We start from the raw sequence: 19,686 nt of genomic DNA on the forward strand, positions 1-19,686 counted from the left end.
TCGTGAACGGCCGCCAAGCCGTCGTCGTCGGCGTCCACGCCACCGAGCAGGCCCTGTCCCTCCCGCACCGGGACGCCATGGACCTCGCCCTCGAAGCGGTGCGCGGCGCGATCGCGGACGCCGGGCTCTCCCCGGCCGACGTCGACGGCGCCCAGGTCGACTGGCCCGGCCCGGGCGGCGTGCCCGGCGAGGGCAGCTCCTGGGCGCGGATGCTCGGCCGGGACCTGCGCTGGACCAGCGACTCCATGCTCGACAACGCCGGCTCGCGCGGTCTGCTCAAGGCGGCGGCAGCCGTGCAGGCCGGTTTCGCGGACACGGTCGTGGTCGGCGGCTGCCGACTCGTCTCGCGCGGGGCCGGTCCCGTCGGGGCCGGGGTGCCGCTGGAGTTCGCCGACGTGTGGGGCAGCTATGTCGTCGCCCAGTTCGCGCTGGTGGCGGCACGGCACATGCACGAGTACGGGACGACCCCTCGCCAGCTCGCGGAGGTCGCCGCCACCATCCGCAACAACGGCACCACCAATCCCGAGGCGATGATGTACGGCCGCGGCCCCTACACCGCCGACGACGTGCTCGCCTCCCGCATGGTGGCCACCCCCTTCCACCTGCTGGACTGCTGCATCGTCGGCGAGGGCGGCGCGGCGCTCGTGGTGACCACCGCCGAACGGGCCCGCGACCTGCCGAACCCGCCCGTCGCCGTACTGGGCGGCGGGATGGAGTACCACCAGGCCGCGTACGCGAACCCGGCGCTCCACCGGGAGGTCGGGCAGCTCGGGCGGGACGCCGCGGCACGCGCGTACGCGAGGGCGGGGATCGGCGCGCACGACGTGGACGTCTTCTCGCTCTATGACCCCAACTCCTTCGAGATCATCAGGCAGTTGGAGATTCTCGGACTGTGCGGGGAGGGCGAGGGCGGACCGCTCGCGGCCGCCGGCACGATCGCCGTGGGCGGCAAGCATCCGGTGAATCCCGACGGCGGCTGTCTGTCCTACGCGTGGAACGGCACCCAGCAGATGACGCTCAAGGTCGTGGAGGCCGTGAGGCAGTTGCGCGGTACCGCCGTGCACCAGGTCGAGGGCGCGGAACTGGCGGTCGTCGGCAACGCCGGCTCCGGCGCGCAGCACTACGAGATGAGCGTGCTGGGGAGGATGCGATGAGCGGGAGACCCGTGCCTGTCCCGACCCCGCTGTCGGAGCCGTTCTGGGCCGCGGCCCGGCGCGGTGAGCTGGTCGTGCCGAGCTGCTCCGCCTGCGGCCTGCGCTTCTTCGTGCCCGAACCGGCCTGCCCGGGTTGCCTGTCCGCGCAATGGCGGTACCGGCCGAGCGAGGGCCGGGGGACCGTCTACTCGGTGACCGTGGTGCACCGGGCACCCGGCCCCGGGTTCGACGCACCCTTCGCGCTGGCGGTGATCGACCTGGATGAAGGGGGCACCATGCTGTCCCACGTGGACGCCGGTGATCCGGACCGGGTCGCCATCGGGCTGCGCGTCCGCGTGGACCTGCGCGCGCTCACCGACGAGATCACCCTGCCGTACTTCGTACCGGACACGAGCGCATGAGGGCGGAGGCGGGTGCGGTGGCGAACACACCGGTACGGGTCCCGAAAATGGCCGAGCTGGTGGCGGCACAGCTGCGCCGCAAGATCGTGCGCGGGGAACTGGCGGAGGGGGAGGCCCTGCCGGCCGAGACGGCCCTGATGGCGGAGTTCGCCGTCTCCCGGCCGACCCTGCGCGAGGCGTTCCGGGTGCTGGAGTCGGAGTCGCTGATCTGCGTGCGCCGGGGCGCCCGGGGCGGCGCGCGGGTGCAGGTCCCGGAGGGCACCGTGGCCGCCCGCTACGCGGGAGTGGTCCTCGAGTACCGGGGCACGACCCTCAAGGACGTCTACGACGCCCGCACGGTGATCGAGGCGCCCTGCGCCGGTCTGCTGGCCGAGCGCCGCACGGACGGGGACCTGGAGCGGCTGCGGGCCGCCGTCGCGGAGGCCGAGGGGCTGATGGACGACCCGTCGGCCTTCATCCGCGCCCACATGGAGTTCCACGCCCTCGTCGTCGAACTGGCGGGCAACGAGACGCTGAGCGTCCTCAACGGCATGGTCCGGCACATCATCGACCAGGCGAACTGGTCCCACGTCGACCTGGACGCCGGCAGCCCCGAGAACATCCGGGCCAACCGCCGGGGCTTCGGCGCCCACCGGGCGCTCGTCGAGCTGGTGGCCGACCGCCGGTCCGAGGCGGCCGAGAAGCTGTGGCGCCTGCACCTCCAGGAGGCGGAGGACTATCTGCTGCGGAACAGGTCCATGACCACGGTCCTGGACCTGTTCGACTGACTCCGCCGTCCCCGCCCGCCCGGCGTCAGCTCCCGCGCAGCTCCGCCACGATCGGTTCCCACACCTCGGCGCCGATCTCGTAGGCGGTGTAGAAGGACACCCGGTCGACCAGCGACCCGTACCGTCGCCGGATCTCGTCCGCCACCCGCGCCGGCTCCGCCACGACCGCGAAGGTGTGCAGCACCTCGTCGTCGACGAGCCCGCTCATCGCCTCCCACTTGTCCTCGCGCCGTGACGTCGACAACGCGTGCAGCTCGTCACCGAGTGCGCCCCAGCCGTGCAGCTCCAGCACCCCGCGATAGGCGGGCGTGCTGCCGTAGAAGGCGATCTGGGCGCGGGTGCCGTCGATCGCGCGGGTCATCTCCTCCTGCGTGCGGCCGGTCGCGGTCAGCAGCAGATGGGACACCGAGAAGTCACCCCGCGTACGGCCGGACGCGGCCAGCCCCGTCGCCACGGTCGGCAGGGTCACCTCCCGCAGATACCGCTCGGTGGTGAAGCCGTGGGCGAGAAGCCCGTCGGCGACCTCGCCCGCCACCCGGGTCATCGCCTCACCCACCGCGGCCACGAACACCTTGGGCGCGCCGCCCGGAGCGGGGGGCGGGGAGAAGAAGGGCGGCATCAGCGTGTGCGAGTAGAAGTCGCCGCGGAAGTTCAGCCGTTCGCCCTCGTTCCAGGCGGCCCAGATGGCGCGCAGCGCGCTCACGTACTCCCGCATCCGGGCCGCGGGCCGGCTCCACGGCATGTCGAAGCGCCGCTCGATGTGCGGCTTGATCTGGCTGCCGAGGCCGAGCGAGAAGCGGCCGCCGGAGTAGCTCTGGAGGTCGTGCGCGGTGTACGCGAGCTGCATGGGGGAGCGGGCGAAGGCCACCGCGATGGCCGTCCCCACCTCGAGCCGCTCGGTGTGCTCGGCCGCCAGCACCAGCGGAAGGAAGGGGTCGTGCTTGGACTCCGACGCCCACAGGCCGTCGTAGCCGGCCTTCTCGTGGTGCCGGGCCTCCTCGACGACCTCTGCCGTGCCCCACACGTTGAGTTTGCCGTCAACCTTCATGCCGCTCCTCCGACCGTGCCGATGTGTGTGTCCGTGCCCGGCTTCGAACCCGTGTCCAAGCCGATGCGCCGCGCGAGCAGTTCCCGGTGGTACGCCGGGTCGCCGAACATCAGGTGCGACGTCTTGGCCCGCTTGAGATACAGGTGGGCCGGGTGTTCCCAGGTGAAACCGATACCACCGTGGACCTGGATGTTCTCCGCCGTAGCCTGGAGACAGGCCTCGGAGCAGAACGCCTTGGCCAGACTCGCCACGGCGGGCAGGTCCGGGTCCTCGCGCTCCGCGGCGAGCAGCCCGTAGTGGGCGGCGGCGCGCGCGGACTCCACTTCGAGCAGGACGTCGGCCAGGAGGTGCTTGACCGCCTGGAAGGAGCCGATGGGCCGCCCGAACTGGTGCCGGACCTTGGCGTAGCCGACCGCCATGTCCAGCGCGCGGGAGGCCACGCCGACCTGCTCGGCGGCCAGCGCCACCGCGGCCCGGTCGAGCACCTCCGAGACGGTGTCCCAGCCGGCGCCGCGGGTACGCAACCGGGTCGCCGGCACGTCGTGGTAGTCGAGGCGCGCCTGGCGCCGGGTCGGGTCCATGGTGGGCAACGGGGTGCGGTGCAGTCCGCTCGCGTCGCCGTCCACCCGGAAGACGCCGATGCCGTCGCCGATGCCGTCGTCGGTACGGGCGACGGTGAGGACGACATCGGCGGTGGCACCGTCCAGGACGAACATCTTGTGTCCGTTCAGCAGCCAGCCTCCCGCCGATTCACGCGCGGTGAGCCCGATGCCGGAAGCGTCCCACCGGGCGGAGTCCTCCGTCAGGGCCAGCGTCCCGACGAGTTCGCCGGAGGCCAGCGCCGGCAGCAGTTGCTTGCGCGCCTCCTCGTCCGCACAGCGCAGCAGCGTCGTCGTCGCGAGCACGGCCGAGGCCAGGTACGGCGCGCAGAGCAGCGCACGGCCCATCTCCTCCATGACCACGCCCACTTCGACCGGACCGCATCCGGCACCGCCGTACTCCTCCGGTACGGCCAGCCCCTGGAGGCCGAGCTCCGTCCCCATGCGGCGCCACAGCGGCCGGTCGAAGCCCTCCGGGGTCTCCATCAGACGCCGCACCTCGGTCTCGGGTGAGGTGTCCGCGAGGAACGCCCGCACCGTGCGCCGGAGTTCCTCGTGCTCGTCGCTGAACGCGAAGTCCATGCCTCAGCCCTCCCCGCCGGCCCGGCGACGGCCGCGGGCCTCGATGATCTTCTCGACGAGCGCGATGTGGTCCGCGGAGCACATGGTGTCCCGCTCGGCGAGCAGGGCCGGTTCCAGTACGTGGGCGAGGGCCTGCTCCAGGTGCAGGTTCACCGCTCGCTTGGTCTCGCGCAGCGCCCGCGCGGGCAGGGCGGCCAGCCGGCCGGCCAGGTCCATGGCCTCGTCCATCAGCCTGTCCCCCGGGACGGCGCGGTTGGCGACGCCCAGCCGGACCGCCTCCTGCGCGCTCACCCGGTCGCCGAGGAACAGCAGTTCCTTGGCACGGGTCAGGCCGACCAGCAGGGGCAGCACGAGAGCGCCCCCGTCGCCCGCGACGAGACCGACCTGGACGTGCGGGTCGGCGAGATAGGCGTCGTCGGCGATCAGCACCAGGTCGCTCAGCAGGGCCAGACTGCACCCGAGGCCGACGGCGGGCCCGTTGACGGCGGAGATCACCGGCAACGGGCAACGGACCATGCCGTGGACGATGCGCCGGGCCTCGTCGATGTTGCGCTGCCGGAAGGCGGCATCGATCTGCACCCGGGTCATGATGTCGAAGTTGCCGCCGGCGCTGAACGCCCGGCCGCGCCCGGTGAGCACGACGACGCGTGCCTCCGGGTCGGCGGCGAGTTCGTCCCACACCGAGGCGAGACCCGCGTGCAGTTCCTCGCTCATCGCGTTGAGCTGCTCAGGCCGGTTCAGCTCGACCAGCCGGACCGGCCCGACGGCCGTCACCACCAGATCCGTCATCTCCACCGCCGAAAGCAAGGAAGGGAACCGCATGAATGAGTCAGTAGAGTTGAATGCTATAACTAATTAAGCTGTCTGGAAACCAGGCCCGCCCAGTGACGGAGGACGCCCCCATGTACGAGACCGTGCGCACGGAAGTGGCGGACCGGATCCTCACGGTCACCCTCGACCGGCCGGAGAAGCTGAACGCCTTCGGCCCTCAGATGATGAGCGATCTGCTCGACGTCCTGGACGCGGCCGACGCCGACGACGACATCCGGGTGATCGTGGTGACCGGTGCCGGGCGCGGGTTCTGCGCGGGCGCCGACGTCAGCTCGGGCGGCTCGTCCTTCGACCACCGTGCGGCGGGTGCCGGGCACCGGGACACCGGCGGCCGGGTCGCGCTGCGCATCTTCTCCTGCACGAAGCCCGTCATCGCGGCGATCAACGGCCCGGCGGCGGGGGTCGGAGCCAGCATGACCCTGCCCATGGACATCCGGCTCGCGTCGACCTCGGCCAAGTTCGGCTTCGTCTTCGCCCGGCGGGGCATCGTGCCGGAATCGGCGGCGAGCTGGTTCCTGCCACGGGCCGTCGGCATGCAGCGGGCCATGGAGTGGGTGGCGACCGGTCGTCTCTTCGGGCCGGAGGAGGCGCTGGCGGCCGGACTGGTCCGCTCCGTCCACCCGCCGCAGGAGCTGCTTCCGGCGGCCCACGAGCTCGCCCGGGAGATCGCCGAGAACACCTCCCCGGTCTCGGTGGCCCTCGCCCGGCAGATGATGTGGCGGATGCTCGGCGAACCCCACCCGATGGCCGCGCACCGCCTCGACTCGCGGATCATGGGCCAGATCGGCGGCGGCCCGGACCCCGTGGAAGGCGTCGAGTCGTTCCTGGCCAAGCGGCCGCCGGAGTTCCCCGGCCGGGTCAGCGAGGACATGCCCCCGGTCTACCCCTGGTGGCAGGAGGAGGAGTTCCGGCCACTCGAGCCGTAGCGGCCGCGGTCACCCCTGCCGCTGTGGCCGCCGCGCCGCTGGGGCCGCCCCGCCGCCGTGGCCGCCCTGCCGCCGCGGCCGACGCGGCCGGGGAGATCTGGCCGAAACATTGTCGTGGTCTGCTCGAAGTGTTAGCGTCCGGACGGCGGGCATTCAGTTGAATGCGCTAAACCATTTACCGCCTGGACGGTAACCATGAGCGATGGTTCCCTGCACGAATCCCTTCGTGGCGTCGACTGGGGCGTCGCCACCGCGGACGCCATCGCGGCCCCGCCGCCGCCCCCGCCGGAGCGGGGCGGGCACTTCCGGCAGTGGACCGACGACATCCGGCAGCTGACCGGCGTCGCCGCGGACACGCATCGCATGGTCGCCGGGTGGCCGCAGCTGCAGCCCGCCGGCCCCGGCAGCTGGGACCGGAACGCCCTGGACCGCTGCGACCGCGCGCTCGACGCCCTGCTCGCGCAGGGGGTCCGCCCCGGCCTCACGCTCCTGGACCGCTCGCTGCCGCCGTGGCTGGACGCGGCCGGCGGCTGGCTCGCCCGCGACACCGCCGAACACTTCGCCGAGTACGCGGCCGAGCTGGGCCGCCGTTTCGGCGACCGGGTGGAGCGCTGGATCACCTCGAGCGACCTCGCCGGTCCCACGCTCGCCGACCACGTGGCCGGAATGTATCCACCGAACCGGGGCGCCGGCCGGGCCGGGCTGCCCGCGGTCCATCACATCCTGCTCGCCAACGGGCTCGCCGCCCGGGCCCTCAGGGCCGTCGGCGCGCGGGGCCGGATCGGGACCACGGTCACCCTCGTCGGGGGCTACGCGGCCACCGACGACCCCTACGACCGCCTCGCCCTGGAGCGCCTGGAGAGCTGGACCAATCGCCTCTTCCTGGACCCCTTGCTGCTCGGCACGCACATGGTGACCGAGGACGACGTCTCACCGGTCGAGGCCACCGGCTGCGTACGCCCCGGCGACCTGGAGGTGATCGCCACCCCCCAGGACCTGCTGGGCCTGTCCTGGCACACCCCGTTCCGGGTCACCGCGCCGGAGAACCTGCCCCGGGTGCTGCCGACCGCGTCATGTCAGGGCGGCGCCCTCAACGAGGTGAACCGCCTGCTCGTGGGCATCGGCTTCGCGATCGTCCCGTTCGAGGACGTGGAGACGACCGCCTACGGCTGGCCGATCATCCCGGAAGGACTCGCCGACGCCGTCGCCGGCCTCTACGACCTGTACGGGGATCTGCTGCCACCGCTGTCCGTGGTCGACAACGGCATGGGCGACCTGGACCTGGTCGACGAGAGGGGACGCAGCGACGACGCCCGGCGGGTGGCGCTGCTGCGCGCCCGGCTCTCCTGGCTGGCGGGACTCGTCGCCGCCGGTGTGGAGGTGTGCGGCTACGAGTACTGGTCGGTCCTCGACAACCTGGAGGCCAAGTTCCGCTACACCCGCCTGTACGCGATGGCGGTCCCGGACCACGAGCCGCCCCCGCGCCCGCCGATCCCCTCCGACTGGCTGCACCGCGGCGCGTTCGCCGGCGCCGCCGTGCCCGACGCGCGCGGCGCGGCCCGGCTGAGTCTGGTGCCGGCCGCGTCCCGGACTCAGGTCGCCGAGGACGCGTAGTCGCGGCCCCGGATCAGCCGCACCGGGGTGTAGACGAGCACCTCCTCGTCCCGCTGGTTGCGCACGGTGATCCGGCTGGTCACCACGCCCCGCCCCGGCTTGCTCGACGGGCGGCAACCGGTGGTCTCCACGACGGCGTACAGCGTGTCGCCGACGTACACCGGGCCCCGGACGGTCATCTCCATGTGCAGGAAGGCCAGGCCGGTGCCGTGCAGCACGTTCGTCTGGAGCACGAGTCCTTCGGCGATGCAGTAGGTCAGTGCCCCCGGGACCAGCCGGCCGGTGTAGCCGCCCTGCGCGGCGTGCGAGGCGTCCCAGAAGAGGGGCTCGTTGAAGCCGCCCCAGGTGACGAAGTTGACCAGGTCGGTCTCGGTGACCGTGCGGCGGGCGGTGCGGAAGATCTGCCCGACCGGCATCTCCTCGTAGGTGAGTCCCCGCACGAGGGGGGCGGCTTCGGTGGTGGTGGAGCGATCGGCGGTCATGGCGGAGTCCTGTCCGTATACGGAAGCGGGGGCGGTCGGGGTGCGGGGTCAGAGTGCGAGCGGGTGCTTGTCGCCCACGCCCTCGAAGTCCGGAGTCCGCTTGTCGCGGTGGGCGGCCAGGCCCTCGACGACCTCGTGTCCCGCGAACCCGAAGAACTCCAGCCCCAGCGAGGCCTCGAAGATCGGCTGGGCCGTGCGGTACCAGTGGTTCAGGGACCTCTTGGTCCAGCTGATGGCGCTGGCGGGACCGGCGGCCAGGGCGGTCGCCACCCGCAGGGCCTCGGAGTGCACCTCCTCGTCGTCCACGCACTTGGACACCAGCCCGATCCGCTCGGCCTCCTCGCCGGTGAGCGTCTCGCAGGTCAGCAGGTAGTACTTGGCCTTGGCCATGCCGCAGAGCAGGGGCCAGCAGATGGCCGCGTGGTCGCCGGCCGCCACCCCGAGCCGGGTGTGCCCGTCGACGATCTTCGCCGTGCGGGCGGCGATGGAGATGTCCGCGAGCATGCCGATCACCAGGCCCGCGCCGACCGCCGGACCGTGGATCGCGGAGACCACCGGCTTGGAGCAGTTGAGCACCCCGTAGACCATGTCCCGGGCCTCGCGCATCACCCGGGCGCGGACCGCGTACTCCCCGGTCATGGCCTCGATGGAGTCGAAGGTGCCGCCCGCCGAGAAGGCCCGGCCCGCACCCTGGACCAGCACCGCACGGGTCTGCTCGTCCCGGTCCACGACGGTCCAGACGTCGGCGAGCTCACCGTGCATCCGCGGATCGACCGCGTTGAGGTGGGGGGCGTCGAGCACGATGCGCAGCACACCGGGCGCGGGCCGCTCGAAGGTCAGGCTCGTGAACGGGTCGTAGGGATCGGTCACGTCGCGCTCCTGGTGTATTCAGTGCGGATACTATAATTATCTAACTGTATCGAGCGGCGAGCAGCAAGCGGGCGACAGGCCTCTTGCCCGAGGACGGGAAGCTCGGCATGGATCTCACCTTCAGCGGGGAACAGGACGAACTGCGCAAGGTCGTACGGTCGTTCCTCGCCAAACACTCCGACGAGGCGGACGTGCGCCGCCTGGCCGCCGATCCGAGGGGTCACGACCCGGTCGTCTGGCGCAGGATGGCCGGCGAGCTCGGCCTTCAGGGGCTCGCGGTACCCGAGGAGTACGGCGGCTCGGGCTTCGGCTACGTGGACCTCGGCATCGTCTTCGAGGAGGCCGGCCGGGCGCTGCTGTGCGGGCCGTACTTCGCCACCGTCGCCCTGGCCGCCGAGGCGCTGCTGCGCTGCGACGACGAGCGGGCCCGACGCGAGCTCCTGCCGGGCCTGGCGTCCGGCGACACGGTGGCCACCCTGGCGCTCACCGAGGACGACGGCCGCTGGGACGAGGCCGGTATCCGGCTCACCGCACTCGACACGGCGGACGGCTGGCGGCTGACCGGCACGAAGACGTACGTCCCCGACGGACACCTCGCCGACCTGCTCCTGGTCGTCGCCCGGACCTCCGCGGGCGTCAGCCTCTTCGCGGTGGACGCCGGCGCACCCGGCCTGACCCGCACCCCGCTGCCCACCCTCGACCAGACCCGCAAGCAGGCCCGGGTGCGTTGCGCGGACACCCCCGCCCGCCTGCTGGGCGTCGAAGGCACGGCCTGGCCCGCCCTCGCGCGCACCCTCGCCACCGCCTCGGTGCTGCTGGCCGCCGAGCAGGTGGGAGGAGCCGCGGCCGCCCTGGACGCCGCCGTGGCCTACGCGAAGATCCGCGAGCAGTACGGCCGGCCCATCGGCTCGTTCCAGGGGATCAAGCACAAGTGCGCCGACATGCTGATGGAGATCGAGTCCGCGCGCTCGGCCGCGTACGGCGGACTGTGGGCCCTGGACGGCGGCGACGAGACGGAGATCGCGATCTCGGCGGCCCTCGCGCGGACCTACTGCTCGGAGGCGTTCACCCAGGTCGCCGCCGACAACATCCAAGTGCACGGCGGTATCGGCTTCACCTGGGAGCACCCCGCGCACCTGTACCTCAAGCGGGCCCAGAGCTCCGAGGCACTGCTCGGCAGCCCGTCGTACCACCGGGAACTGCTCGCCACCCGACTCGGAATCTGAGAGCCACCCCTCGACCCCAGGGAGAAGCAGACATGGAGCTGGACTTCGGGCCCGCCGTACGCGACTTCCGCGACGAGCTGCGGGACTGGCTGGCGCGGCACCTCGTGGGGGAGTTCGCCGAGCACCGGGGCGTGGGCGGACCCACCGACGGCGAGGCCTGGGACGTCCGCCTCGCCTGGGACCGGGAGCTGGCCGCCGGGAACTGGCTGGGCGTCGGCTGGCCGCGGGAGTACGGGGGCAGAGGGCTCGGACTCCTGGAGGAGATCGTCTTCGCCTACGAGTACGCCCGGGCGAACGCCCCCTACCGGGCCACCGTCAACGCGCTCGACCTGCTCGGCCCGATGCTCCTCGCGATGGGCAGCGAGGAGCAGAAGAAGCGCTTCCTGCCACCCATCCTCGCCGTCGGTGAACTGTGGGGCCAGGGCTTCAGCGAGCCGGGCGCGGGCTCCGACCTGGCGTCGGTCCGCACCCGGGCCGAACGCGACGGCGACCAGTGGGTGGTCAGCGGGCAGAAGGTGTGGACCTCGTTCGGCGTCCACGCCGACTGGCTCTACGTCCTCACCCGCACCGACCCGGAATCGGCGCGGCACAAGGGCCTGACCCTGCTGCTCCTGCCCACCGACCAGCCGGGCGTGGAGATCCGCCCCATCCGCAACCTCGCCGGTCAGGACGAGTTCGCGGAGGTCTTCCTCTCCGAAGCGCGCACCGACGCGGACCTGGTAGTGGGGGAGGTCGGGCAGGGCTGGCGCACGGCGATGGCCACGCTCGGCATCGAGCGCGGCACCACGCTCCTGCCCCAGCAGCTCACCTTCGAGCGGGAGGCCGAGGCGCTGATCGGTCTGGCCCGGGAACGCGGCGCGCTCGACGATCCGATGCTGCGCCGCCGGATCGTCGACGCCTGGATCTCCGTCCGCATCATGCGCACCACGAATCTGCGGACCATCGCCGAACTGACCGCCGGCCGTACGCCCGGCGCGCAGGCCACGACCGCGAAGCTGTACGCCTCGACGCGGCACCAGCGACTCGGCCGGCTGGCCATGGAGCTGGCCGGACCCGCCGGGCAGATCGTGGGGCAGGACTACGGCCTGGACACCCGGCAGCGCTCCTTCCTGCTCTCGCTCGCGGAGACGGTCTACGGCGGGTCGAGCGAGATACAGCGCAACATCATCGGGGAACAGGTCCTCGGTCTGCCGAAGGACCCGCGGCCATGACCTCCCTCGAGGAACGCGTCGACCGCGTCGAGTCGCAGCTCGCCATCCAGCAACTGCCCATCCGCTACGCGCTGGCCGTGGACGGCCGTGACCTGGACGCCTGGGTCGGCTGCTTCCGGCCGGACGTGGACATGGGGCGTCACGGCAGCGGGCGGCACGCTCTGCGCCGCCACATCGAACCCCTGCTCCGCGGCTTCTACCGGTCCGTCCACCAGATCTGCGGGCACCGCGTCGAGTTCACCGGCCGCGAGACGGCGACCGGCGCGGTCTACTGCCGGGCCGAGCACGAGGTGGGGGACCGGTGGATCGTGATGGCGATCTGCTACCGGGACGACTACGCGCGCGTGGACGGCGAGTGGTACTTCTCCCGCCGCCGTGAGCAGCACTGGTACGCGGCGGATGTGACGGAGCGCCCGCAGGCGGTGGGCTTCGACGGCTGGGAGGGCGCCGGAGAGCCGGCGCTGCCGGAGGCGTTCCCCTCCTGGGCGGCTTTCTGGAAGGAGACGACGTGATGGGGCGGGACGATCAGTCAGGCACCCGGCGAGGCACCCGGCTGGCCGGGCGGACGGCTCTGGTCACCGGCGGCGGACAGGGAGTGGGCCGCGGCATCGCGCTCGCGCTGGCCGCGGAAGGGGCGTCGGTGGTGATCACCGGCCGTACCGAGGGCAAGCTGAAGGACACGGCCCGGGAGGTCGTCGAGCGCGGTGGGCGGGCCCGCACCGTGGTCGGGGACGTGGGGGAGCGGGACGACGTCGAGCGCATGGTGGCCGAGACCGTACGGGAGTTCGGCGGCCTCGACGTGCTCGTCAACAATGCCCAGTCCTCGGTGCAGCGCCGCTTGGAGGAGACGTCGTACGACGATGTCGAACTGGCCTACCGCAGCGGCCCGTTGGCGGCCTTCCATGCGATGCGGGCCGCCCTGCCGCACCTCAGGCAGAGCCGCGGCAGCGTCGTGAACCTCGGTTCCTCGGCCGCGGTCCAGGGCGAGGTCACCTTCGCGGCGTACGCGATGGCCAAGGAGGCGATCCGGGGCCTGACGCGGGTCGCCGCGCGGGAGTGGGGCGCGTACGGGATCCGGGTGAACGTCATCTGTCCGGCCGCACTGAGCCCGGCGGCGGAGGACTATCTCGCCGCACACCCGCAGAAGGCGGCGGAGCTGGCCAGGGAGATCCCGTTGGGGCGGCTCGGCGATCCGGAGGCGGACATCGGCCGGGCGGTGGTCGCGCTGGTCAGCGACGACCTGGCCTACCTGACAGGTGCGACGCTCATGCTGGAGGGCGGCCGGACCCTGCTCGGGTGACACCGGCACCCGCACCCGCACCCGTCGGCCCGTCGCACGCACCTGTCGGCCCGTCGTACGCGTGCCGCCGCACGCCGGCCCGTACCCCGCCGCGCGCCCGCACCCGCACCCGCACCCGTCGGCCCGGCACCCGCATCCGTCGGCCCGTCGTACGCGTGCCGCCGCACGCCGACCCGTACCCCGCCGCGCGCCCGCACCCGTTACCCGCACCCGTCGGCCCGTCGCACGCACCCGTCGGCCCGTTACCCGCACCCGTCGGCCCGCCGCACGCACCCGTCGGTCCGTCGCACGTATGCCGCCGCACGCCGACCCGTACCCCGCCGCGTACTCGCCCGGTCACCCGCGCCCCGCCACCCGTCCACCCCTCACACGACACCCCGGGCCCGCAGCTCCGCGAGTCGCTCCGGCGTCACGCCCAGCAGCCCGGTGAGTACTTCGGCGGTGTGCTCGCCCAGGGCGGGCGGTGGCGCGTATCCCTCGACCGGCGTCGCGGTGAACCGGATCGGGTTGGCGAGCAGCGCCAGCCGTCCGGACAACGGGTCCTCGACCTCGACCAGCATCTCCCGGTGCCGTATCTGCGGGTCGGCGAAGACCTCGGGCAACTCGTTGTACGGACCCGCGGGGACGTCGTGCCGGTCGAGCACGACCAGCCACTCGTCCCGGGTCCGGGTGCGCAGGATCGCCTCCAGCACCGGCACGATCTCCTCACGGTGGGCGATCCGGGCGGGGGTGGTGGCGAACCGGGGGTCCTGGAGGAGGTCGGCGCGGTCGGCGGCCGCGCAGAAGGCGGCGAACTGCTTGTCATTGCCCGCGACTAGGAAGAGCGGCTTGTCCTCGCACTGGAAGGCCTGGGAGGGGATCCCGCCGTACCCGCCGTTTCCGCGCCGGCGCGGAACCTCCCCTGAGACGAGGTAGTTCATCGCGAAGTGCGACAGCGAGGCGAGGCCGCAGTCCAGCAGGGACAGATCGATGAACTGGCCCTCGCCGGTGGCGTCCCGGTGCCGCAGGGCGGCCAGCACGGCCGTCGAGGCGTAGAGCCCGGTGAGGATGTCGACCATGCTGACGCCGACCTTCATCGGCTCCTCGGGGTGCCCCGAGACGCTCATCATCCCGGACATGGCCTGGAAGATGCCGTCGTAGCCGGGGCGCGAGGCGTACGGGCCGGTCTGGCCGAAGCCCGTCACGGAGAGATAGACCAGCCGCGGATCGCTCTCCCGCAGGCTCTCGTGGTCGAGCCCGTACTTGGCCAGTGTTCCGGCACGGAAGTTCTCGACCACGACGTCCGACCGGGCGGCGAGGGCGCGGATCAGCCGCTGTCCCTCGGCGGTGGCGTGGTCGACGGTGACCGACCGCTTGTTGCGGTTGCAGGAGAGGTAGAAGGCGGCGGTGTCGGTCCGGTCGCCCTCGGCCCCGGGTGCGAAGGGCGGCCCGTACGTCCGTGAGTCGTCCCCCGTGCCGGGCCGCTCGACCTTGATCACCTCGGCGCCCAGGTCGGCCAGCATCTGGGTGGCAAGCGGCGCGGCGAGGACACGGGACAGATCGAGGACGCGGATCCCGGCCAGGGCGGTCGACGGCATCTGGTTCTCCCTCTGTTCATCAACGGTGAATCAGTTATATAAATAATACATCTAGGGCGCCGACTGCACCCCGACTGATTGCTCAACTATCCAATTCATGTAACTATATGGATCGGCTGACAGGCCGAGACCGGAGGGCGTGCTGATGACCGTCGCGGCGAGGACCCTCAGCGATCAGGAACAGCGCGAACGCCGGGCGTGGTTCCGTGCCCGCTGGGAACGCGGGGTCGCCTTCAACCGACGTTGCCGCATGCGGGTGACGCGCTGGGACCCGGACGCCGTCGAGATCGTGCTTCCCTACACCGAGGCGCTCTCGGCGCACGAGGGGATCTTCCACGGCGGGGTGATCTCGGCGCTCATCGACACCGCGGGCGCCGGAGCCGTGGTCGCCGGCCACGACTTCCAGAAGGGGAGCCGGGTCAGCACCGTCTCGATGTCGGTGCAGTACCTCGCGCCTGCCGAGGGCCGGGAGGCCGTCGCCCACGCGCGCTGCGTCCGGCGCGGCCGCAGGCTGCACTTCGCCGACGTGGACGTCATGACCGACGGCCGACTCTGCGCCCGGGGGCAGGTGGTGGTCTCCATCTCCGGGGAGCGCCCGGGCGTCGGTGAGCCCATCGAGCCCCTGGCCGAGCAGTTGGCCGAGCCCTTCGCGGAGGAGTGACGTGATGCCCGAGGAACCCGCCCAGGACCTGGTGCTGTACGAGGTGGACGAGGACGGCGTCGCCGTCCTCACCCTCAACCGGCCGGAGCGCAGGAACGCGTGGAGCATCCCCATGGAGCGCCGCTTCTTCGCGCTGCTCGACGAGGCCGCGCACGATCCGGCCGTCCGTGTCGTGATCGTCACGGGCGCGGGCAAGGCGTTCTGTCCGGGGATGGACGTCCAGCGGCTGGAGCAGAACGCACAGCCGGGCCAGTCCCTGAACCTCCGGGACCGTGTGCCCATGTACAGCAGGCGGCACCTGCCGAAGCCGATGATCGCCGCCGTCAACGGCGCCTGCGCGGGGATCGGCCTGATCCAGGCGTTGATCTGCGACATCCGCTTCGCCGCCCGCGGAGCCCGCTTCACCACCGCCTTCACCCGGCGCGGTCTGGCCGGCGAGTACAACCTGCCGTATGTGCTGCCGCGCGTCGTCGGCCTGGAGAACGCCCTCGACCTGCTGCTGTCCGGCCGCGTCTTCGAGGCCGACGAGGCGAAGGACCTGGGTCTGGTCAGCCGGGTCGTCGAGCCGGAGGACCTGCTCGACGCCGCCCGCGCCTACGCCCGGGACATCGCCCGCAACTGTTCGCCGCGCGCCATGGCCGTCGTACGCCACCAGGTGTACGGAGACCTGGACCGCACCTTCACCGACGCCCTCGCCCGCTCCTACTCCGCCATGGAGTTCTTCGCGGGTTCGCCGGACTTCCGTGAGGGCGTGGCGAGCTTCATGCAGAAGCGGGAGCCGAAGTTCGAGGGTCTGCCGCCGGACTTCGATCCGGACGAGGCCACCCGCGACGCGTTCCTGCCCTACTGACCCGGGACGTCGACCCGCCGTACCGGCCCGTCGCACGAACCTGCCGTACCGATCCGCCGTACCGACCCGCTGTATCCAACGAGGAGCACGACGATGACAGGGCAGCCGTTCCCCGTCGAGGCCGGGCACATCATGATGTTCGCCCGGGCCATCGGCGACGAGAACCCGGCGTACCGGGGCGGGGACGCGTTCGCGCCGCCCACCTTCACCATGGCGAGCGCCCACTACGACCCGGAGTACCACCTGCGGCCCAAGCCGGACGAGGAGTGGTTCGGTTCCGGCCGCGGACCCGGTGTGATGGCGGAGGGCGGCGGAGGGCTCCACGCCGAGCAGCACTTCGAGTACCACCGCCCGGTGCGCGCCGGCGAGACCCTCTACGCACACACCGTCCCCGGCCGCAGCTGGGAGAAGCGGGGCCGCACCGGCCGGCTGCTCTTCAGCGAACGCGTCACCGAGTACCGGGACGCCGACGGCGAACCGGTCGTCAGCGCCGTCACCGTGGCCGTCGTCCCCGAGGGCCCCGCGATCCCGAAGGACGCCCGATGAGCCCGAGTCCGGACGACGTCAAGGTCGGCGAGTCGCGCGAACGCGTCCTCGTCGAGGATCTCAAGCGCACCCGGATCGTCCAGTACGCCGGCGCCTCGGGCGACTTCAACCCGCTGCACACCGACGAGCGGTTCGCCGTCGAGGCCGCGGGATACCCGGGCGTCTTCGCCCACGGCATGCTGACGATGGGCATGGCGGGCCGGGTCCTCACCGACTGGGTCGGTCCCGAGGCGCTGCTGCGCTTCGGCGTGCGCTTCAAGGCGCAGGTCCGGCCCGGCGACACGCTGACCGCCACGGCCGTCGTCGAGTCGATCGAGGACACACCGGCCGGCCCGGTCGCCCACTTCTCGGTACGGACGGTCAACCAGGACGGCGTCGAGGTGGTCACCGGCGCCGCGACGGCCCGCCTGGAGCCGTGACGGCGGTGGGCGGCGCGCGGGAACCGGGGCGCGCGGCCACCTGGACCGCGATGGTGAACCGCGCCTACGACCATGCCCGCCCCGCCGTGCGCTTCGGCGACCTGAGCTGGACCGGGCGCGAGCTCCTCGACCGGGCGGCCGGCGCCGCCGACTGGCTGGACACCCTCGGCGCGGAGCCCGGCGTCCCCGTACCGGCCCTGATCGCCACCTCCGCCGACGCCCTCGCCCTGGTGGTCGGCGGCGCGGGGTCCGGTCATCCGCTCGCGCCGCTCGGCGTACGCATGACGGCGCACGAGATCGCCGCCGTGGTCGACGAGACGCGGGGGCAACTCCTGCTGGCGCAGCCCGAGTTCGCGGACCTGGGGCGACAGGTCGCCGAGCTGTCCGGCCGACGGCTGCGCATGGTGCCCGAACTGCGCACGGGCTCACGGGCGTTGTCCGCCGAGCCGAACGACCTCGCGGCCGTCCTGCACACCTCCGGGACTACGGGCCTGCCCAAGCCGGTCCCCATGAGCCAGCGGCGTCTCGCCGCACGCGCGCGGGTCAACGGACGCCTGTGCGGGCTCGACCCGGACAGCTTCTACGGCGGCAGTGCGCCCTTCCACCACATCGCGGGTCTCGGCAACATCGCCGTCGCCCTCGCCGCCGGCGCGCTGATCACCGGCCTGCCGCGCTTCACCGTCGAGGGCTGGACCCTGTTGCGGGAGCTCGGCACCACGCACACCAGCATGGTTCCGGCGATGCTCGAAACCCTGCTGGCGGCCGGACAGGCCCGGCACGGAACGCTGCGGACCCTCCAGTACGGAGGTGCGCCCGTGCGCCCCGGCACACTGCGCCGGACGTACGAGGCGATGCCCGGCGTCCGGATGCTCAACATGTTCGGCCAGACCGAGGGCTCGCCGATCAGCGTGCTCACCCCCGGGGACCACCGGGAGGCGGTCGCGGGACGCACCGAGCTGCTGCGGTCGGTGGGCCGGCCCGCCCCGGGGGTCGAGGTCAGGGTCCACGGCGCCGGCCCGGACGGCGTCGGCGAGATCCACGCCCGCGCCGACCACTTCTTCCGCACCGACGCCGAAGGCTGGCTGCACAGCGGTGACCTGGGTCGGGTGGCCGAGGACGGATACCTCTACCTGCTCGGCCGACGCACCGACATGATCATCCGGGGCGGCGAGAACGTCCACCCGCTGGAGGTGGAGACGGTCCTGGCCGCACACCCCGGGGTGGCGGACGTCGCGGTCACCGGCGTTCCCGACGAGCGGCTGGGCCAGACCGTGATCGCCTTCGTGGTCCCGGCCGATCCCGACGCGCCGCCCGAGCCCGCGGCGCTCAGCGGCCACACCCGCGCCCAGCTCTCCGGGTTCAAGATCCCCGTCCGCTGGTGGTTCGTGGACGCCCTGCCGCGCAACGCGAACGGCAAGGTCGTACGCGGCCGCCTGCGGGAGCCCGCCGTTCGCGAAGGAGAACCGCATGACGCCTGACCGCACGATCGTCGGCCCGGAATCCGCCGGTGTCGACCCGCACCGGCTGGACGTGCTGCTGCGCCGGATCCGTCTCGAGGTCGAGCACGGACCGCTGCCCTCCGCGCAGGTCGCGGTCGCCCGGGGCGGGCGGTTGGTGGCCTTCGAGACCTGGGGCGACGCCGAGCCCGGCACGCGGTACGTCCTCCAGTCCGTCGGCCGGTCGATCGTCGCCGGTGTCGTGTGGAAGCTGATCGGCGAGGGCCTCCTGGACCTGGGCGAGCAAGTAGCCGCGATCATCCCGGAGTTCGCGCCGAACGGTAAGGAGACGGTGACCGTCGAGCAGGTGCTCACGCACACCGCCGGCTTCCCCTTCGCACCGCTCGGCCATCCGAAGATGCTCGACCGCGAACAGCGGCTCGCCGCCTTCGGCCGGTGGCGGCTCGACTCCCCGCCGGGCAGCCGCTTCCAGTTCCATCTCACCTCGGCCGCCTGGCTGATCGCCGAGATCGTCGAACGGCGCACGGGCCTCGCCTTCGCCGCGTATCTGGATCAGCGGATCGCCCGGCCGCTCGGTCTGTCCTCCGTCGAACTCGGCGTCCCGGTCGACCGGCAGCCCGGCACCGTCGCCCCGATGACCGCCACCGACCGCACGAGTGCGGACCAGGCGGCCGACCCCTGGGGCCCCTGGTATCTGTCCGACCCGCGGGTGCTCGCGGCCGGGGAGCCGAGCCACGCGCTGGTCGCCACGGCCGCCGACGTGGCCCTGTACTTCCAGGCGCTGGAGCACTCGGGCCTGTGGAAGCCGGAGGCGGTGGCGGAGGGCACCCGGATCAGGCTCGTGGAGCACCCCTACGGGGAGCAGATCTACGGAGGCGGCTCCCACCGCCGTACCGCGATGGGCCTCTTCGTCACGGTGGCCGGACCGGACGCGGGCAGTGGACTGCCCTCCACCGGCTCGGCCGCTCTCTTCGGCAGCGCCGGAGCCGCCTACCAGCTCGGCTTCATGGACCCGGAGAGCGGCCTGTCCTTCGCGTGCCTCAGCAACGGCTACCCGCTGGCCGGGTACGACCACTCGCGGCGCGGCAGGGCGATGCTCACGAACATCGCGAACCTCGCCGCGGACCTCACCGACTGAGCCCGGTACCGCGATCCGGTACCGGGC

The 19,686-nt window shown here is 72.5% G+C and carries 21 protein-coding genes; 15 read left to right on the top strand and 6 right to left on the bottom strand.

The annotated features are described in order from the left end of the window. Positions 1 to 2: 2 nt before the first annotated feature. Genes ACIPFH_RS16005 through ACIPFH_RS16015 form a run of 3 tightly spaced genes read left to right on the top strand, consistent with a single transcriptional unit; the run spans position 3 to position 2,322 of the window. Positions 3 to 1,154 (top strand): thiolase family protein, encoded by a 1,152-nt coding sequence (locus ACIPFH_RS16005; protein ID WP_401826977.1) that lies wholly within the window; start codon positions 3 to 5, stop codon positions 1,152 to 1,154. Further along, the gene (locus ACIPFH_RS16010; protein ID WP_401826980.1) at positions 1,151 to 1,555 is read left to right on the top strand and encodes a Zn-ribbon domain-containing OB-fold protein; all 405 of its coding nucleotides are present in this window, start codon (positions 1,151 to 1,153) and stop codon (positions 1,553 to 1,555) included. The genes ACIPFH_RS16005 and ACIPFH_RS16010 overlap by 4 nt, the downstream gene beginning before the upstream one ends. A gap of 17 nt (positions 1,556 to 1,572) precedes the next feature. After that, positions 1,573 to 2,322 carry a FadR/GntR family transcriptional regulator gene (locus tag ACIPFH_RS16015; RefSeq protein WP_401826982.1) on the top strand — a complete coding sequence of 250 codons (750 nt, stop codon included), beginning with the start codon at positions 1,573 to 1,575 and terminating at the stop codon, positions 2,320 to 2,322. Positions 2,323 to 2,347: 25 nt separating this feature from the next. On the opposite strand, the gene ACIPFH_RS16020 is transcribed toward ACIPFH_RS16015, so the two are convergent. The 3 genes from ACIPFH_RS16020 to ACIPFH_RS16030 are packed head-to-tail and all read right to left on the bottom strand — an operon-like array spanning position 2,348 to position 5,373. After that, entirely contained in the window at positions 2,348 to 3,370 is a 1,023-nt protein-coding gene (locus ACIPFH_RS16020; protein ID WP_401826984.1) for a TIGR03617 family F420-dependent LLM class oxidoreductase, read from the bottom strand. Continuing rightward, positions 3,367 to 4,551 (bottom strand): acyl-CoA dehydrogenase family protein, encoded by a 1,185-nt coding sequence (locus ACIPFH_RS16025; protein WP_401826987.1) that lies wholly within the window; start codon positions 4,549 to 4,551, stop codon positions 3,367 to 3,369. Before ACIPFH_RS16025 ends, ACIPFH_RS16020 begins: the two co-directional genes overlap by 4 nt. Before the next feature lie 3 nt (positions 4,552 to 4,554). Beyond that, positions 4,555 to 5,373, bottom strand: a complete 819-nt coding sequence (locus tag ACIPFH_RS16030) for an enoyl-CoA hydratase/isomerase family protein (protein ID WP_401826989.1) — start codon at positions 5,371 to 5,373, stop codon at positions 4,555 to 4,557. A gap of 80 nt (positions 5,374 to 5,453) precedes the next feature. Here ACIPFH_RS16030 and ACIPFH_RS16035 point away from each other — a divergent pair, with 80 nt between their 5' ends. Both ACIPFH_RS16035 and ACIPFH_RS16040 read left to right on the top strand, forming a co-directional pair. After that, on the top strand, positions 5,454 to 6,308 hold the full coding sequence (locus ACIPFH_RS16035; protein ID WP_401826992.1) for a crotonase/enoyl-CoA hydratase family protein: 855 nt from the start codon (positions 5,454 to 5,456) through the stop codon (positions 6,306 to 6,308). A gap of 195 nt (positions 6,309 to 6,503) precedes the next feature. After that, positions 6,504 to 7,922: a glycoside hydrolase family 1 protein gene (locus ACIPFH_RS16040; protein WP_401826994.1), complete on the top strand. Its 1,419-nt coding sequence runs from the start codon at positions 6,504 to 6,506 to the stop codon at positions 7,920 to 7,922. Here the strand turns inward: ACIPFH_RS16040 and ACIPFH_RS16045 are convergent. Both ACIPFH_RS16045 and ACIPFH_RS16050 read right to left on the bottom strand, forming a co-directional pair. Then, a complete protein-coding gene (locus ACIPFH_RS16045; RefSeq protein WP_356247900.1) occupies positions 7,901 to 8,404 on the bottom strand; it encodes a MaoC/PaaZ C-terminal domain-containing protein in 504 nt (167 codons plus the stop codon). The genes ACIPFH_RS16040 and ACIPFH_RS16045 overlap by 22 nt on opposite strands. 48 nt (positions 8,405 to 8,452) lie before the next feature. Beyond that, the gene (locus ACIPFH_RS16050) at positions 8,453 to 9,274 is read right to left on the bottom strand and encodes an enoyl-CoA hydratase/isomerase family protein (RefSeq protein WP_401826996.1); all 822 of its coding nucleotides are present in this window, start codon (positions 9,272 to 9,274) and stop codon (positions 8,453 to 8,455) included. A gap of 107 nt (positions 9,275 to 9,381) precedes the next feature. On the opposite strand from ACIPFH_RS16050, the gene ACIPFH_RS16055 reads away from it, so the two are divergent. Genes ACIPFH_RS16055 through ACIPFH_RS16070 form a run of 4 tightly spaced genes read left to right on the top strand, consistent with a single transcriptional unit; the run spans position 9,382 to position 13,011 of the window. After that, positions 9,382 to 10,500: an acyl-CoA dehydrogenase family protein gene (locus ACIPFH_RS16055; protein WP_401826999.1), complete on the top strand. Its 1,119-nt coding sequence runs from the start codon at positions 9,382 to 9,384 to the stop codon at positions 10,498 to 10,500. A 32-nt stretch (positions 10,501 to 10,532) separates the two neighbouring features. Continuing rightward, positions 10,533 to 11,711: an acyl-CoA dehydrogenase family protein gene (locus tag ACIPFH_RS16060; RefSeq protein WP_401827001.1), complete on the top strand. Its 1,179-nt coding sequence runs from the start codon at positions 10,533 to 10,535 to the stop codon at positions 11,709 to 11,711. Further along, positions 11,708 to 12,223, top strand: coding sequence for a nuclear transport factor 2 family protein (locus ACIPFH_RS16065; protein ID WP_401827004.1), 516 nt, complete (start codon positions 11,708 to 11,710; stop codon positions 12,221 to 12,223). The genes ACIPFH_RS16060 and ACIPFH_RS16065 overlap by 4 nt, the downstream gene beginning before the upstream one ends. Further along, on the top strand, positions 12,223 to 13,011 hold the full coding sequence (locus ACIPFH_RS16070; protein ID WP_401827006.1) for an SDR family NAD(P)-dependent oxidoreductase: 789 nt from the start codon (positions 12,223 to 12,225) through the stop codon (positions 13,009 to 13,011). Before ACIPFH_RS16065 ends, ACIPFH_RS16070 begins: the two co-directional genes overlap by 1 nt. Before the next feature lie 365 nt (positions 13,012 to 13,376). Here the strand turns inward: ACIPFH_RS16070 and ACIPFH_RS16075 are convergent, their stop codons facing one another. Then, positions 13,377 to 14,588, bottom strand: coding sequence for a CaiB/BaiF CoA transferase family protein (locus ACIPFH_RS16075; protein ID WP_401827008.1), 1,212 nt, complete (start codon positions 14,586 to 14,588; stop codon positions 13,377 to 13,379). A 145-nt stretch (positions 14,589 to 14,733) separates the two neighbouring features. Here ACIPFH_RS16075 and ACIPFH_RS16080 point away from each other — a divergent pair, with 145 nt between their 5' ends. The 6 genes from ACIPFH_RS16080 (at position 14,734) to ACIPFH_RS16105 (ending at position 19,659) form a co-directional block, all read left to right on the top strand. Next, a complete protein-coding gene (locus tag ACIPFH_RS16080; protein ID WP_401827010.1) occupies positions 14,734 to 15,249 on the top strand; it encodes a PaaI family thioesterase in 516 nt (171 codons plus the stop codon). A gap of 4 nt (positions 15,250 to 15,253) precedes the next feature. Then, on the top strand, positions 15,254 to 16,099 hold the full coding sequence (locus ACIPFH_RS16085; protein ID WP_401827012.1) for an enoyl-CoA hydratase-related protein: 846 nt from the start codon (positions 15,254 to 15,256) through the stop codon (positions 16,097 to 16,099). Positions 16,100 to 16,192: 93 nt separating this feature from the next. Beyond that, entirely contained in the window at positions 16,193 to 16,645 is a 453-nt protein-coding gene (locus tag ACIPFH_RS16090) for a MaoC family dehydratase N-terminal domain-containing protein (RefSeq protein ID WP_356247918.1), read from the top strand. Continuing rightward, entirely contained in the window at positions 16,642 to 17,064 is a 423-nt protein-coding gene (locus ACIPFH_RS16095; protein WP_356247920.1) for a MaoC/PaaZ C-terminal domain-containing protein, read from the top strand. The genes ACIPFH_RS16090 and ACIPFH_RS16095 overlap by 4 nt, the downstream gene beginning before the upstream one ends. Further along, complete coding sequence (locus tag ACIPFH_RS16100; protein WP_401827015.1) at positions 17,061 to 18,542, top strand: class I adenylate-forming enzyme family protein; 1,482 nt, start codon at positions 17,061 to 17,063, stop codon at positions 18,540 to 18,542. Before ACIPFH_RS16095 ends, ACIPFH_RS16100 begins: the two co-directional genes overlap by 4 nt. Continuing rightward, positions 18,532 to 19,659, top strand: a complete 1,128-nt coding sequence (locus ACIPFH_RS16105; protein WP_401827017.1) for a serine hydrolase domain-containing protein — start codon at positions 18,532 to 18,534, stop codon at positions 19,657 to 19,659. Before ACIPFH_RS16100 ends, ACIPFH_RS16105 begins: the two co-directional genes overlap by 11 nt. Positions 19,660 to 19,686 lie beyond the last annotated feature (27 nt).

Origin of the sequence: Streptomyces sp. NPDC088157 (genome assembly GCF_044741545.1) — a bacterium.
Lineage (GTDB): Bacteria > Actinomycetota > Actinomycetes > Streptomycetales > Streptomycetaceae > Streptomyces.

Bases quoted from the DNA above. Each gene is read 5' to 3' on its own strand.
- ACIPFH_RS16080 (WP_401827010.1), top strand. From the start codon at position 14,734: ATGACCGTCGCGGCGAGGACCCTCAGCGATCAGGAACAGCGCGAACGC.
- ACIPFH_RS16010 (WP_401826980.1), top strand. From the start codon at position 1,151: ATGAGCGGGAGACCCGTGCCTGTCCCGACCCCGCTGTCGGAGCCGTTC.
- ACIPFH_RS16055 (WP_401826999.1), top strand. From the start codon at position 9,382: ATGGATCTCACCTTCAGCGGGGAACAGGACGAACTGCGCAAGGTCGTA.
- ACIPFH_RS16045 (WP_356247900.1), bottom strand. From the start codon at position 8,404: ATGACCGCCGATCGCTCCACCACCACCGAAGCCGCCCCCCTCGTGCGG.
- ACIPFH_RS16090 (WP_356247918.1), top strand. From the start codon at position 16,193: ATGACAGGGCAGCCGTTCCCCGTCGAGGCCGGGCACATCATGATGTTC.
- ACIPFH_RS16020 (WP_401826984.1), bottom strand. From the start codon at position 3,370: ATGAAGGTTGACGGCAAACTCAACGTGTGGGGCACGGCAGAGGTCGTC.
- ACIPFH_RS16030 (WP_401826989.1), bottom strand. From the start codon at position 5,373: ATGCGGTTCCCTTCCTTGCTTTCGGCGGTGGAGATGACGGATCTGGTG.
- ACIPFH_RS16065 (WP_401827004.1), top strand. From the start codon at position 11,708: ATGACCTCCCTCGAGGAACGCGTCGACCGCGTCGAGTCGCAGCTCGCC.
- ACIPFH_RS16060 (WP_401827001.1), top strand. From the start codon at position 10,533: ATGGAGCTGGACTTCGGGCCCGCCGTACGCGACTTCCGCGACGAGCTG.
- ACIPFH_RS16075 (WP_401827008.1), bottom strand. From the start codon at position 14,588: ATGCCGTCGACCGCCCTGGCCGGGATCCGCGTCCTCGATCTGTCCCGT.
- ACIPFH_RS16040 (WP_401826994.1), top strand. From the start codon at position 6,504: ATGAGCGATGGTTCCCTGCACGAATCCCTTCGTGGCGTCGACTGGGGC.
- ACIPFH_RS16025 (WP_401826987.1), bottom strand. From the start codon at position 4,551: ATGGACTTCGCGTTCAGCGACGAGCACGAGGAACTCCGGCGCACGGTG.
- ACIPFH_RS16035 (WP_401826992.1), top strand. From the start codon at position 5,454: ATGTACGAGACCGTGCGCACGGAAGTGGCGGACCGGATCCTCACGGTC.
- ACIPFH_RS16105 (WP_401827017.1), top strand. From the start codon at position 18,532: ATGACGCCTGACCGCACGATCGTCGGCCCGGAATCCGCCGGTGTCGAC.
- ACIPFH_RS16095 (WP_356247920.1), top strand. From the start codon at position 16,642: ATGAGCCCGAGTCCGGACGACGTCAAGGTCGGCGAGTCGCGCGAACGC.
- ACIPFH_RS16085 (WP_401827012.1), top strand. From the start codon at position 15,254: ATGCCCGAGGAACCCGCCCAGGACCTGGTGCTGTACGAGGTGGACGAG.
- ACIPFH_RS16070 (WP_401827006.1), top strand. From the start codon at position 12,223: ATGGGGCGGGACGATCAGTCAGGCACCCGGCGAGGCACCCGGCTGGCC.